This is a genomic window from Micromonospora eburnea (genome assembly GCF_900090225.1).
Lineage (GTDB): Bacteria > Actinomycetota > Actinomycetes > Mycobacteriales > Micromonosporaceae > Micromonospora > Micromonospora eburnea.
Genome location: NZ_FMHY01000002.1, coordinates 601,898 through 614,717, shown reverse-complemented (window position 1 = coordinate 614,717; position 12,820 = coordinate 601,898). Strand labels below are relative to the sequence as shown.

Annotated in this window: 18 protein-coding genes; 6 read left to right on the top strand and 12 right to left on the bottom strand. The window is 73.8% G+C overall.

Features of this window, described 5'->3' with window-relative positions; genetic code table 11:
• The first annotated feature begins 49 nt into the window (after positions 1-49).
• From GA0070604_RS03180 to GA0070604_RS03170, 3 genes are all read left to right on the top strand, one after another.
• On the top strand, positions 50-715 hold the full coding sequence (locus GA0070604_RS03180) for a 5-formyltetrahydrofolate cyclo-ligase (RefSeq protein WP_091113847.1): 666 nt from the start codon (positions 50-52) through the stop codon (positions 713-715).
• A 61-nt stretch (positions 716-776) separates the two neighbouring features.
• Positions 777-1,112 (top strand): FmdB family zinc ribbon protein, encoded by a 336-nt coding sequence (locus GA0070604_RS03175; protein WP_091126867.1) that lies wholly within the window; start codon positions 777-779, stop codon positions 1,110-1,112.
• A gap of 266 nt (positions 1,113-1,378) precedes the next feature.
• Positions 1,379-1,876 carry a flagellar biosynthesis protein FlgA gene (locus GA0070604_RS03170; protein ID WP_091113844.1) on the top strand — a complete coding sequence of 166 codons (498 nt, stop codon included), beginning with the start codon at positions 1,379-1,381 and terminating at the stop codon, positions 1,874-1,876.
• 41 nt (positions 1,877-1,917) lie between these two features.
• Here GA0070604_RS03170 and GA0070604_RS03165 read toward each other — a convergent pair whose 3' ends face one another.
• Positions 1,918-2,094: a hypothetical protein gene (locus tag GA0070604_RS03165; protein WP_377593696.1), complete on the bottom strand. Its 177-nt coding sequence runs from the start codon at positions 2,092-2,094 to the stop codon at positions 1,918-1,920.
• Between the two features lie 83 nt (positions 2,095-2,177).
• On the opposite strand from GA0070604_RS03165, the gene GA0070604_RS32890 reads away from it, so the two are divergent.
• Entirely contained in the window at positions 2,178-2,759 is a 582-nt protein-coding gene (locus tag GA0070604_RS32890; protein WP_208601963.1) for an ICP22 family protein, read from the top strand.
• A gap of 7 nt (positions 2,760-2,766) precedes the next feature.
• On the opposite strand, the gene GA0070604_RS03155 is transcribed toward GA0070604_RS32890, so the two are convergent.
• The gene (locus tag GA0070604_RS03155; protein ID WP_091126865.1) at positions 2,767-3,249 is read right to left on the bottom strand and encodes a DUF2231 domain-containing protein; all 483 of its coding nucleotides are present in this window, start codon (positions 3,247-3,249) and stop codon (positions 2,767-2,769) included.
• A gap of 172 nt (positions 3,250-3,421) precedes the next feature.
• Between GA0070604_RS03155 and GA0070604_RS03150 the strand changes: the two genes are divergently transcribed.
• Together GA0070604_RS03150 and GA0070604_RS03145 are read left to right on the top strand one after the other, a co-directional pair.
• A complete protein-coding gene (locus GA0070604_RS03150) occupies positions 3,422-3,850 on the top strand; it encodes a Fur family transcriptional regulator (protein WP_091113841.1) in 429 nt (142 codons plus the stop codon).
• Positions 3,851-3,960: 110 nt separating this feature from the next.
• A complete protein-coding gene (locus GA0070604_RS03145) occupies positions 3,961-4,815 on the top strand; it encodes an oxygenase MpaB family protein (protein WP_091113837.1) in 855 nt (284 codons plus the stop codon).
• 129 nt (positions 4,816-4,944) lie between these two features.
• Here GA0070604_RS03145 and GA0070604_RS03140 read toward each other — a convergent pair whose 3' ends face one another.
• From GA0070604_RS03140 to GA0070604_RS03100, 10 genes are all read right to left on the bottom strand, one after another.
• Positions 4,945-5,778, bottom strand: coding sequence for a RecB family exonuclease (locus GA0070604_RS03140; RefSeq protein WP_244162150.1), 834 nt, complete (start codon positions 5,776-5,778; stop codon positions 4,945-4,947).
• Positions 5,779-5,922: 144 nt separating this feature from the next.
• Positions 5,923-6,537: a MarC family protein gene (locus GA0070604_RS03135; RefSeq protein ID WP_091113831.1), complete on the bottom strand. Its 615-nt coding sequence runs from the start codon at positions 6,535-6,537 to the stop codon at positions 5,923-5,925.
• A gap of 40 nt (positions 6,538-6,577) precedes the next feature.
• Positions 6,578-7,444 (bottom strand): PHP domain-containing protein, encoded by an 867-nt coding sequence (locus GA0070604_RS03130; RefSeq protein ID WP_091113828.1) that lies wholly within the window; start codon positions 7,442-7,444, stop codon positions 6,578-6,580.
• Between the two features lie 54 nt (positions 7,445-7,498).
• Complete coding sequence (locus GA0070604_RS03125; protein ID WP_244161729.1) at positions 7,499-8,707, bottom strand: TolB family protein; 1,209 nt, start codon at positions 8,705-8,707, stop codon at positions 7,499-7,501.
• 151 nt (positions 8,708-8,858) lie between these two features.
• Entirely contained in the window at positions 8,859-9,530 is a 672-nt protein-coding gene (locus GA0070604_RS03120; protein WP_244161728.1) for a SigE family RNA polymerase sigma factor, read from the bottom strand.
• A 103-nt stretch (positions 9,531-9,633) separates the two neighbouring features.
• The gene (locus GA0070604_RS03115; protein ID WP_091113822.1) at positions 9,634-10,488 is read right to left on the bottom strand and encodes a PH domain-containing protein; all 855 of its coding nucleotides are present in this window, start codon (positions 10,486-10,488) and stop codon (positions 9,634-9,636) included.
• Positions 10,489-10,494: 6 nt separating this feature from the next.
• On the bottom strand, positions 10,495-10,653 hold the full coding sequence (locus GA0070604_RS32250) for a hypothetical protein (RefSeq protein ID WP_007455302.1): 159 nt from the start codon (positions 10,651-10,653) through the stop codon (positions 10,495-10,497).
• A gap of 120 nt (positions 10,654-10,773) precedes the next feature.
• Complete coding sequence (locus GA0070604_RS03110; RefSeq protein WP_341845351.1) at positions 10,774-11,460, bottom strand: DUF6758 family protein; 687 nt, start codon at positions 11,458-11,460, stop codon at positions 10,774-10,776.
• 75 nt (positions 11,461-11,535) lie between these two features.
• On the bottom strand, positions 11,536-12,159 hold the full coding sequence (locus GA0070604_RS03105) for a TrmH family RNA methyltransferase (protein ID WP_091113815.1): 624 nt from the start codon (positions 12,157-12,159) through the stop codon (positions 11,536-11,538).
• Positions 12,160-12,240: 81 nt separating this feature from the next.
• A complete protein-coding gene (locus GA0070604_RS03100; RefSeq protein WP_091113812.1) occupies positions 12,241-12,732 on the bottom strand; it encodes a hypothetical protein in 492 nt (163 codons plus the stop codon).
• Positions 12,733-12,820: the final 88 nt, after the last annotated feature.

Genomic DNA, 12,820 nt, shown 5'->3' with positions numbered 1-12,820 from the left:
ATGCTGACACAGAGCGACCGGGAGGCAAGCGTTGTGTCAGGAGTGTTGCGTGCCGGAATTTTCTGATGGAGCGGATGTCGCACATGAGGCAAAGCGCGATTTGCGGGTGACCTTGCTCGCCCACCGCCGGTCGCTGTCCGCCGCCGGGCGGGCGGAGGCCGCGGCGCGCGTCCAGGCCGAGCTGGTCTCCCTGGTACGCCGGCTCCGTCCGACCCGGATGACCGGGTACGTGCCGGTCGGCTCCGAGCCGGGCGGCGGCGATCTGCCGGAGGTGCTGCGGGCGGCGCTCCCGCCGGAGGCGGAGTTGCTGCTGCCGGTGCTCCGCGACGACCTGGACCTGGACTGGGCCGTGTACGCCGGCGCGGCGTCGCTGCGCGCGGCCGGGCGGGGGCTGCGCGAGCCGACCGGGGCCCGGCTGCGCCGTTCCGCCGTGGCCACGGCGGAGCTGGTGATCGTCCCCGCCCTGGCCGTCGACCAACGGGGACGGCGGCTGGGCCGGGGCGGCGGCTCGTACGACCGGGCCCTGGCCCGGGTGCCCGCGGCGGCCCTGACGGTGGCGCTGCTGCACGACGGGGAGCTGCTCGACGCGCTCCCGGCGCAGCCACACGACCGGCCGGTACGCGCCGTGATCACCCCCACCGGCAGGCTGCGTACGCTACCGGTGGTGCCCGGTGTGGAACCGAACGCTTCCGCTGGACGAACCCGGGTGCCATGACGCACCATTGGCACTCGAATACGTCGAGTGCCAACCGGCCGTGCCAGATCCGGAGGAGAACGTGCCTACGTACCAGTACGCCTGCACCGCGTGCGGCCACCAGCTCGAGGCGGTGCAGTCCTTCAGTGACGAGCCGCTGACCGAGTGCCCCGCGTGTGAGGGACGGCTGCGCAAGGTCTTCAACTCGGTCGGCGTCGTGTTCAAGGGCTCCGGCTTCTACCGCACCGACTCGCGTTCCAAGGGGTCGGACAGCGCGACGAGCACGACGAGTAAGCCGGCCAAGTCCGACTCGTCGTCGAGCAGCACGTCGAACGGGTCGAGCACCAGCTCGTCCACCTCGTCCAGCGGCTCCGCCACCAAGACCCCCGCCGCCAGTTCCTCCAGCAGCTCCTCCTGAGCTTCGGGGCGCCCGCGCGTCCGCCCGAGATCCGCGCAACTTCACCGAAAAAGTGGCCACTTCTGCCAGGATGGCCACTTTTTCCGTGAAAGAGACCCCATCACCTTCGTTGTGAGGGCCGGCGAGGCTAGCAGAGGGGGGCGGCGGATGGGGGTTGTCCACAGGCGGGTGGGTTTTCCACAGGGCGGTGGCTTCGACCACCGTCGGCCCGCTCCGCGTTCCTAGCCTGGCCGCGTCCATCGGATCGGCTGGCGGGGAGGGCGCGGGTGGCGACGGGCGAAGGATCACTGCGGCCGGTACGGTGGCGCGGTCTGCCCCGGGGCGGGACCCTGCTCCGGGTGGCGCTGGTCGCGGCGCTGCTCGGCGTGGCCGCCGCGGTCCTGCAGACCCCGGCAGGTTGCCCGCCCGACGTGGCCCCGGCACAGCCCGACCCGGCCACGACCTCCTCGCCACCGGCCGACGACCGCCCCGACAAGGCGCTGCCACTGCCCGCCGGATCGGTCGGGGTGCCGATCCGGCTGGCCGAGCCGGCCGCCCTCGCGGTGCTCCATCCGGGCGCCCGGGTGGACCTGCTGGTCGTACCGGCCGGCACGGCGGCCGGCGAGGCGACACTGCTCGCCCCGCGGGCACTGGTGCTCGACGTGGTGGGCGCCGGGGCGGTCGACGGGTCCTCCGCGCTCTACCTGGCGCTCCGGCCCGAGCAGGCGCAACGGGCCGTCGGGGTGCCCGAAGGCAGCCGCTTCGCGGTGGTGGTACGCGGATGACCGCGCCCCGCCAACCGGCCGAGCGGTGCTGGCGCGGTCGGTCAGTCCCAGTGCGGCGGGCGCTCGGCCAACAGCCACTCGTCGTTGCCGCCGGACCGCTCGCCCCAACCGCGGTCCGTGTCGTCGGTGGTCTGCTCGGGCAGCACCACGAAGTCGTCGCTTAGGTCGACCACGCGGTCGTCGTCGCCGCGCGCGCCACGCATGCCGGGATCACTCACGACCAGCAAGGATACCGGCGCAACAAAACCCCCACACCCATCCACACCCGCGACCGGGCGGGGCGTTGGTAGCGTCGGACGGCGTGACGACGCCGAGCGGTGGCAGCCCCGCGGACGAGTTCTGGCGACGCCCGACACCGGACCAGCCGGACGGTGGGCTCGGCGGCGACCACGCCGACGGGCCGACGGCCGCCGACCGGCCCGGCGAGTCGGCGACCGGTACCGGCTCGCCCGGCGACCACCGGCCCGACGCCGGGCAGTCGCACTACCCCTGGTCCGGCGCGAGCCAGGCGGAGAGCCCGTGGGCCCGGCCCGATCCTGGCACGGACGGGCAGCCCGCCGCGGGCCAACCACTGCCCGGTGACGGCGGCTGGTCTGCTGGTGGCGGCAGGGCCAGTGGTGGGGTGGCCGGTGGGGGCAGGGCCGGCAGCGGCGCCCCGGCCGGGGGATACTCCGGTCCACCGCCGACCACGCCTCCGCCGCCCGGCTGGCGGCCGCCCCTGCACGTGCAGCCCGCCCCACCTCGGCGGCTGCCACCGCAGAACATGACCGTCATCGACCAGGCGGAACAGCGCTCCCAGCGGCTCACCTACGGCATCGGGACGGTCGCCGGGGTGGTGCTGGTGATCCTGACCTGCCTGCTCTGCTCACGGGTGATCTTCTGATCTCCGGTCAGAGCGTTCCGCCCCAGACGACCTCGGCACCGCTGTCACCGGCCAGGAAGACGTACACCAGCGCGAAGACCGCGAGGACGACCACCACCGCGGTCAGCACCTGGGCCAGCCAGCGGGGCAGGCTGCGCACCCGGGTCAGGCCGCTGGTCACCAGCAGGAGCAGCAGCGCCGCCACCGCCAGCCCGATGGTGAACCAGAACAGGGTGTCACCGTACTCGGAGTGCTCCTCGATCTTCCTGAGGAACTCGCCACCGAGGCCCCGCTGCCGCTGAGCCTCCTCGAACGCCTCGCCGGATTCCTTCGCCACGAAGGTGGCGATCGGAGTCACCACGGCAAGGCCCGCCACCGCCCAGTCGAGCCGGGACCGCCACCGGGGCAGCACCCCGTACGCGACGGAGAGCAGCGCCAGCAGCGGCACCAGCACCACGACGGCGTGTATGACCAGGACGTGAAGCGGCAGGCCGTTGACTTCCCTGAACACCGACACCCCCACGAATAGACCGAAGCGCGGTCAGCGTACGACGGGCCAGCCCCGTCGTGGTCCCGCCACATCGACCCACGCACGCCTTCTCGGTGCGGTTCACCCTGTGGCCGGGGCCACCTCCGGTTCCAGGTCGGTTGTCGGCCCCGGCAACGCGTGCTGTCATGGACTCATGTCCAGCGGTGAGGAACTGCTCCGGTCGAGGGGCCTGCGGGTCACCCGACCGCGCCTCGCCGTGCTCGACGTCCTCGCCGACGGCGGCCACCTGGAGGTCGACGAGATCACCCGCCGGGTCCGGGAGCGGCTCGACTCGGTCTCCACGCAGGCCGTGTACGACGTGCTCGCCGCGCTCTCCCGGGCCGGGCTCTCCCGCCGCATCGAACCGGCGGGCAGTCCCGCCCGCTATGAGGCGCGCGCCGGGGACAACCACCACCACGTGGTGTGCCGCGGCTGCGGCGAGATCGCCGACATCGACTGCGCGACCGGCAGCGCCCCCTGCCTCGACCCGAACACGGCACACGGCTTCGAGGTGGACGAGGCCGAGGTGACCTTCTGGGGTCTCTGCCCCGCGTGCCAGACCCGCCGCTCCGTCGACGACTGACCGCAGGCCCGGCGCCCGGTCGTCGCGACGGGGTCCGCGCCCCACCGGACCTCACCGGCCCAGACGCCGCCTCCTGCCGGATGCCGTCCGGCGCGTGGCACTCTTGGGCGGTGGACACCGATGACCTCGGCCTGTTCGGTCCGGGATCGGTCACGTGGAAGGTGCACGCGGAGCCGATCCTGATCGTCGCCGGCCTGCGTTCGCTCTACCTCCAGGCGTTGCACCCGCGCGCGATGGCCGGAGTCGCCCAGAACAGCAACTACCGCGTCGACGCGTGGGGCCGGCTGGTCCGGACCGCCGATTACGTGGCGACGGCGGTCTACGGCACCACGGCGGAGGCCGAGGCGGCCGGGCGCCGGCTGCGTACGCTGCACGCTCGGATGCGGGCCACCGACCCGTTCACCGGTGAACGGTTCCGGATCGACGACCCGGAGCTGCTGCGCTGGGTGCACGTCGCCGAGGTCGAGTCGTTCGTCAGCACCGCCCGTCGGGCCGGGCTCGCGCTGACCGACGCCGAGGTCGACGCGTACTACACCGAGCAACGCCGGGTTGCGGCCCTGGTCGGGCTGGACCCGGCCGACGTGCCGGGCACCGCCGCCGAGGTGGCCGACTACTACCGGCGGATCCGGCCGGACCTGCGGATGACGAAGGAGGCGGCCGAGACCGCCCTCTTCCTGACCGCCCCGCCGATCCCGTGGAAGCTCAGCCTGCCGGTGAAGCTCGGGCTGCACCTCGGCCCACCGCGCTGGGCGTACCTGGGAATCGCCGGCACCGCGCTGGCGCTGCTACCGGCCTGGGCCCGCCGGCTGTACGGCGGCCTGGGCCTGCCCACCACCGCGCTGTCGGCGGATCTGAGCGTCCGCGCGCTACGGCTGGCCCTGACGGCGCTGCCGCGCCGCTACCGGGTCGGGCCGATCCAGCAGGCCGCGAAGGACCGTGCCGCCCGGCTCGGCCTCGCTGCGTAGCCTGTCGGCGAGCCGCAAGCCGCTCCGCATGCGGCAACCCGGCCTGTCCCCGCCGCCCGGACACCGCCGGTTGCCGCATCCCGTGAACCGCGCCGGGCCCGCGACGGGGCGAGCGGGGGGACGAAGCGGTCACTCCGAATCGGCGAACCGTTCCACGGCCGACCACGGGTCCTTGCCCGGCGTCTGCGAGCCGGTCGGACAGGTACGCCGGTAGTCGCACCAGCCGCAGCGCGGCCCCGCGGTGGCGGGAAACGCCTCGTCCGGGTCGGTGCCGTCGGCGACCGCCCGCTCGGCGGCCATGATGTCCCGGGCGGTCTCCTCGGCCCGGGTCAGCTGCCGCTGCAACGACTCCTGAGTGTGCTCGTGCGCGGCGACCGTCCCGGTGGGCAGGTGATGCAACTCGACGCGGCGGCAGGGCCGGCGGAACACCCGCTCGGCCGCGTACGCGTAGAGGGCCAGGGCCTGCGAGCCGCGGGCGTCGTCGCTGTCCAGCCCGGTGCGGCCGGTCTTGTAGTCGACGATGACCAGCTCGGGCCGCCCGTCCGGGCCGGGGCGGGAATCGATGCGGTCGGCCCGGCCGTTGAACGCGAGCACCCCGGTCTTGACGGCGACCACCCGTTCCACCCCGACCGGCTCGTCGGCCGGGTCGAGCCCCGCCACGTACGACTCCAGCCAGGCCAGCGCCCGGCGGAAGGCGTCCCGCTCCTGCTCGTCGTCGCGGTAGCCCTCACGCACCCAGGTGCCCTTGAGCAGCGTGCCCAGCACCTCCGGGCGGCGGCGGTCCGGCGCGAGCGCGTACCAGTTCTTCAGGGCGGTGTGGACGCTGGCACCGAGCGAGTTGTGCGCCCACGGCGGCCCCTTGGGCGGGGCGGGGCGGTCGACGTAGGAGTAGCGGTAGCGGCGGGGGCAGTCGGCGTACGCGCCGAGCTTGCTGGGTGTGCAGACGAAAAGGCGCTCCGGCATCCCCTCGAAGCCGAGCTGCTCGGCCTGCTCGGTGCGGGGCCGGGGCGGTCGGCCGCCGGTCGGTCGTCCGGTCGGGGAGGGTCGTCGCACGCCTGAGATCCTGCCACCCCGGTACGACACCCCGGCGACGGCGGGCCGGGCGAATCAGTGCGTGGTGACGTACTGGGTCACGAAGGCGGCCACCGCGTCGGCGATGAGCTGCACCGCGATGGCGGCCAGCAGCAGACCGGCGATCCGGGTCAGCACCTCGATGCCGCCCGGCCGGAGGATCTTGACGATCACACCGGAGAAGCGCAACGCCACCCAGACCGTGGCCATCACCCCCATGATCGCGAGGGCGATCGCGAGGTAGTCGGTGAACGCCCCGGCCCGCTGCACGAAGAGCATGGTGGCGACGATGGCACCCGGCCCGGCCAGCAGCGGGGTGCCCAGCGGCACCAGGGCGACGTTGGAGGTGCTCTGCTGGCTCGGTTCGTCGGCCTTGCCGGTCAACAGCTCCAACGCGACCAGCACCAGCAGCAGCCCACCGGCGGCCTGCAACGCCGGAAGGGAGACGTGCAGGTAGGCGAGGAGGGTCTGCCCGGCCACGGCGAAGACCACGATCACCCCGAGCGCCAGCGCGACGGCCTGCCAGGCGGCCCGGTTCCGGTCACGCGCGGGCAGCGGCCCGGTGAGCGCGAGGAAGATGGGCAGCATGCCGGGCGGGTCGACGATCACCAGCAGGGTCACGAAGACCGCGCCGAAGAGCTTGAGATCCACCCGAACACGGTAGCGGTGCCGCTGCGGGCCGAACCGCGGATCACTCCGAAGCGACCGGGGTCACCCCGCTGGCCAGTGCGACAAGGCGCTCGTACGTCTCGGGGTCGGTGGTGTGCGCGCCGAGTTGGACGGTCTTGTGCGTCCCGTGGAAGTCCGACGACCCGGTGACCAGCAGGCCCAGCTCCGCAGCGAGCCTGCGGACGTGCGCCCGCTCGGCCGGTGTGTGGTCCTCGTGGTCGGCCTCCAGACCGGCCAGCCCGGCCGCCGCCAGCGCCGCGATCACCTCGTCCGGCACGGTCCGACCACGCCGGGAGGCCCGGGGGTGGGCGAAGACCGGCACCCCGCCGGCCGCCCGGATCAGCGCCACCGCCCGGAACACGTCGATGTCCTCCTTGGGCAGCCGGTACCGCTCCCCCAGCCAGTCGGGCGCGAACGCCTCCGTGGTGGTGGCCACCAGCCCGGCGCGGATCAGCGCCTGGGCGATGTGCGGCCGGCCGACCGTCCCGCCGGCCGCGCCGGCCAGGATCTCCGGCCAGCTCACGTCGATGCCGTCGGCCTGCAACAACCGTACGATCCGCTCGCCGCGTTCCTCCCGGGCCCGCCGGACCCGGGCCAGCTCCGCGACCAGCTCCGGCTCGTCCGGGTCGAAGAGGTACGCGAGCAGGTGCAGCGGGATCGCCGGTTCGACGCCGAACCAGCGGCAGGAGATCTCCGCGCCGCGGACCAGGGTGAGCCCGGCCGGCAGCGCGCCGACCGCGGCGTCCCAGCCGGCGGTGGTGTCATGGTCGGTGATCGCGACGACGTCGAGGCCGGTGTCGGCGGCCGCCCGGACCAGTTCGACCGGGCTGAGGGTGCCGTCGCTGGCGGTGGAGTGGGCGTGCAGGTCGATCCGGGCGGCAACGGTCACCCCACCGACGCTACCGCCCGGCTGCCCCGGCCGGCCGCCCGAGCGGGCGCCGGCTCAGGGGCGGGGGTCTGCCACCACGACCGGCCGGTCACCGGGGGCCACGCCGTCGACCGGCGTGGCGGTCGGCTGCTCGCCGGCCGCCACCTGCTCGGGGCGGACCCGGACCAGCCCTCCGGTGGCGTCGACGTGCAGGGCACCGCCCGACCGGGCCCACCTCACCGCCCCGACCACCGTCGGCCCGGCGGGCCGGGCCGACACGCCGGGGCCGAACGTGTTCAGGTCGACGAGGAGCGCGTCGTTCCGCGCGGCGTTGACCAGCAGCCACCGGCCGTCGATGGAGACCTCGCCATGGCCGTCGGTGGCGAGGTCCAGGCCGCAGCCGGTCCGGACCGGGGCGAGATCCCGGGCCGGGTCGAGCAGGGCCAGACAGGGCCGCCGGGGCGTGCCGGCCGAGACCTGGCCGACCACCCGGCCGTCGGGCAGCACCCCGTACACGTTGAGGACGTCGCGGTTCGCGGTGCCCAGCCGGCCGTCGAACGGCGCGCGCCAGACCCGGAACCCGCCCCGGTCGGGCTGCCGGACCAGCACCGCGTCGCCGGCGAACCCGACCGGCACGGCCCCCGCCGGGGCCGCCGTCTGGGTGGTCGTGAAGAAGTGCCCGGCGACCATGCCGGCGACGAAGAGCTGCGGGCCGTCGCGCCAGGCGACCCGACGTCCGTCCGCGGCGACCGCGACCTCGTCCGCGCCGGCGAGCAGGACCTGCGGCGCCCCGCCCTTCTGCGGGACCCACCAGAGGGTACGGCCGGCCGCGGTGACCGACGAGGTGAGCAGCCAGCCCCCGTCGTCGGAGACGCGCTGCGCCTGATCGACGGCGCTCACCCCGGTCAGCTCCCGTCGTTCGCCACCGTTCGTGTAGAGCCAGGAGCCCACGATCATGTCGAGTTCGGGGCGGACCGGGCCGGCCGTGGGGGGCTCGACGGTGGACTCGGTGGTGAGCGGAGAAGGCGAGAATCCGCGCGGGTCGCCGAGGACCACGGTGGGCGGGCCCTCACGGCCGGCCGATGTGCCGAACGGGGCCATGCCGGTGCTGACCAGCACCGTGGCCACCCCGGCCAGGGCGAGCCCGGCCAGCGTACGGCGATGGCCGCTGCGGCGGGCCCGGCGGACGGCCACGCCGGCCGGGTCGGCGGCGAGCGGTCGCGGCGCGGCGACCTGGCGGGCGAAGGTGTCCCGCAGCGCCCGCTCCAACTCGTCGTCGGTCACGGGAAATGGACGCTCCAGGCCCCCCGTCTGGTTGTCACAGGAGTTGGACGGACGGGTCATGGCGCGACCTCGCCGCGCTCACTCATGGGGCCACCTCGCTGCTCGGCCGAACGGTTGAGCCACCAACACACGGAACCGATGATCCGCTCTCTCATCGGGTCTCCACCGGCACGCTGGTGGCGGGGCGGGCGATGGCCGGGCCGGTGGGTAGTGGGGCCGGCCGGACCACCGGCGGGCGCACGGCGGGCGGCGGCACGGCGCGGGGCGTCGACGGCGTACGCGGCGCGGGTGCCGGCGTCGCCTCCGGCTCGGCCGGCAGACCGAGGGCTGCCGCGGAGCCCAGCCGGCGGCGCAGTGTGTTCAGCGCTCGCGAGGTCTGACTCTTCACGGTGCCCGGGGAGATCTCCAGCAGGGCGGCGGTCTGCGCCTCGGACAGGTCCTCGTAGAACCGGAGGACCAGTACGGCCCGCTGCCGGGCCGGAAGGGCCTGAAGGTGCCGCCAGAGGGCGTCCCGGTCGAGCTGCTGCTCGATCTCGTCGACGCCGGCCCGCTCGGGCAGCACCTCGGTCGGGCGTTCACCGTGCCAGCGACGCCGCCACCAACTCGTCGAGGTGTTGACCATGACCCGGCGGGCGTACGGCTCGATGGCCTCGATCCCGCCGAGCCGCTTCCAGGCCAGGTACGTCTTGGTCAGCGCCGTCTGGAGCAGGTCCTCGGCCGTCGCCCAGTCGCCGGCCAGCAGATACGCGGTACGCAGCAGTGCGCTGGACCGGGCCGCGACGAACTCGCGGAACTCCTCCTCCAGCGGGTCCCTGCTCGCCACCGCTCACCTCCGCACCCCGTCCTGCATGGCAGGCTGCCACGTCCGGGCGGGTCGGGTCGACGGCGATTGGTGCGCAGTTCATCCGATGTTCGGACGAAAAGCTTCAGGCCCCGTCGTCCGCCTTGGCCTCGTCCGCCTCCTTGCCCAACCGGGCCTCGACCGCCTGCGGCTCGTACATCTCTTCGACGACGCGCAGGTAGAGCTCGTTCGGGTTGGGCAGGTTCTTGATCTCGCGGAGGGCCTGGTCCTGGCCGGCGGACTCCAGCACGAAGGTGCCGTAGTTGAGCGCCCGCCCGGCCGGGGTCTGCTCGTACTTCATGTCGGTGACCCGAGCCAGCGGCATCATCGCCACCTTCCGGGTGATGATGCCGTTGACCACCATCACCCGTTTGTTGGTGAGGATGAAGCGGTCGTACCACCAGTCCGCGACCCGCCAGGCGACCCAGCCCATCACGGCGAACCAGAGCAGCACCGCGACGGTGGTCAGCGCCCCGACGTTGCGCCCGGCGAGGAAGCCGGAGAGGTAGCCGAGGACGAAGGTGGCTGCCACGCCGATGATGATCGGCGTGGAGAGGTGGATCCAGTGCCGCTTCCACTCACCCCGGTAGCGCTCGGTGGGGAAGAGATAGCGGGCCACCAGCGAGCTGGGCTCGTCCTCCAGCGGCAGCACCCGACGGGGAGCCATGCCGGAGGCGTCGACCCGCAGCCCGGACAGCTCCTCCTCGGAGATCTGCGGCGGCTGGTAGCCGCCCTCCGGGTCGCGGATCCAGGCCCGCCCGGGTTGACCCTCGCCGGCGAATCCCGGCACGTCGCCATAGCCGGCGTCGTCCGAAAAGGACGGGCCACCGCCGTAGCCGGCATCGTCCGGGTCGATCCGGGGGATCGGCTCGGTGTCGCGCTCCCGGCGCTCGCGGTCGGGATCGTCAGGGTCGAAGGGCGGACCGGCGGGGCTTCCCATCGGTGGCTAGGCGACCAGGCTGGTGAAGAAGTCGCCGAACCCCTGGGCGATGTCCATGATGCCGCCGCCGAGAGACTTGAAGACGTCAGCGGCGGAGTTCGGCCGGTAGGCGACAAAGAAGATCAAGAATGCGATGCCGGCCCAGGTGAGGACCTTCTTGACCATGGCGGGCCATCCTCTCGCGCGCGGCACCGGGTGCGTTTTACCGCAGTGGCACCCAGAGTATCAGCATGCTGTCGTACAGTGAATATCCGTGTTCTTTCTCCTACCGCCGGTGCCGGCCGGTCAGGCCCGTCCGTGCAGGTACGGAGATGGTGCGCCGTACACGAGTTCGGGCGGAGTCCACTCAGTGAGGTCGTGCAGCACGACTTCTTCCGCGAGGAGGTGACCCGCACTCGCCGGCCAGGCTATCGCATGAAGCCACATTCCCCGAGCCTCGCCGGCGTACGCGCTTCGATCAGTCGGGGAGTTGACGAGCCACAGTGGAGTCGGGTGGCCGCCGACCCGGATCTTCGCGCGCGGCACCCGCTCCGGATGGCCTGGGCCGGGCTCCGCCAGAGCCTCCGCGACCTGCGGCCCCGGGTCGGGACCGGGTAGCCCGGCGAACCGGGAGCCCAGCCCGACGCCCGGCTCCTCGGCCACGAAGAGAAGGTCGGCCGGTCCGCCGTCGAGCGGAGCCGGACCGGCGCAGGCCACCGCGGTGGCGCGCACCCCGCCCGGATCGTCCCCGGCCCAGGCCACCCCGCTCAGCGTCCACCCGGTGGGCAGCGGCCACGGGCACCACAGCGGTACGCCCGGCCGGCCGGCCGGACCGGCGTCGGCGGCCACCCGCTCGACGACGCTGGCCAGGATCTCGGCACCGATGTGCTCGGGCACGTGCAGCGGTGGCACCGGACCGCAACGCAGGCACCGCGACTCACCGTGCATCAGGTCCGGCCCGCGGACCGACCCACCGCACCGCGGGCAACTCATCGCGAGACTCACCTCCCCACCGTCACCCCGGTCCGGCGGGGCGTCAAGCGGAGCCGGCGGATCGGGCGGATGGCGTCAGTCCGGCGGCGGCCCGGCGTAGGCGCGGATCCAGGCGTGCATGGCGATGCCGCTGGCCACCCCGGCGTTGATCGACCGGGTCGAGCCGTACTGGGCGATGGAGAAGAGCTGGTCGCAGGCGGCTCGGGCCATGTCGGACAGCCCCGGCCCCTCCTGGCCGAAGAGGAGGACGCAGCGCCGGGGGAGGACGCTCGTCTCCAGCGGCTTCGAGCCGGGCAGGTTGTCGATGCCGACCACCGGCAACCGCTCCGCCGCCGCCCAGGCGACGAACTCCTCGATCGTGGGATGGTGCCGGACGTGCTGGTAGCGGTCGGTCACCATGGCTCCACGCCGGTTCCACCGCCGCCGCCCGACGATGTGCACCTCCGCGGCGAGGAAGGCGTTGGCGTTGCGGACCACCGTGCCGATGTTGAAGTCGTGCTGCCAGTTTTCGATGGCCACGTGGAAGTCGTGCCGGCGCCGGTCCAGGTCGGCCACCACGGCCTCCTGCCGCCAGTAGCGGTAGCGGTCCACCACGTTGCGCCGGTCGCCCTCGGCGAGCAGCTCCGGGTCGTACCGTGGATCGTCCGGCGGGTCGCCGGGCCACGGCCCCACACCCACGTCGAGCTGGTCGTCGGTCACGGTTGTCAGAGCGTACGGCCCCGATCCGGCATCCACGCGGCGGGTTCGGCCGGCGTGGCGGCCGGTGCTCCGGCGCTCCTGTCAGCGCAGGTCCAACGCGCCGCCGAGCCGGTCGAGGAAACGCCGGTCGGCGGGGCTGGCCCCGTCGCCGACCCGGCAGACCCGGGCCGCGACCGATTCCACCCACTGCCGGTAGGCCGCCGAGTCGGCCGGGTCGGCGCGGCGCCGGAGCACGCGCACCGTGGCCCGGCAGGCGGCGAGCAGGTCGACCATGTCGGTGAGCTGGTCATCCCGCTCGGTGGCGCCGTCGTGCCGGGCGTAGATCGCGGAGACCACGGCTCGGACCAGGTCGCTGTCGAACCCCCGGCCGGCCGCGACGGCGTCCAGGCCGGCGAGCCCGGCGGCCACCCCCCGGGGCGGGCGGCCGGGCCCCGGCGAGGCGGCGGCGACGAGAACCCGACCCGGGAGATCGGTCAACAGGTCCCACTCCGCCGCGGAGTAGACGCCGGTGGTCGGCAGCGCGGTACGACGACGCCCGGCGGCGGGCGGCTCTCCGGCGACGGAGTGACTCATGCCGTCGCCTCGCTTCGCTCGACGCCCTCATGAGGCTCACCAGCGCTGTGCTGATGACTCGCTCGCCGGCGCTCGCTCATCGGGGGGA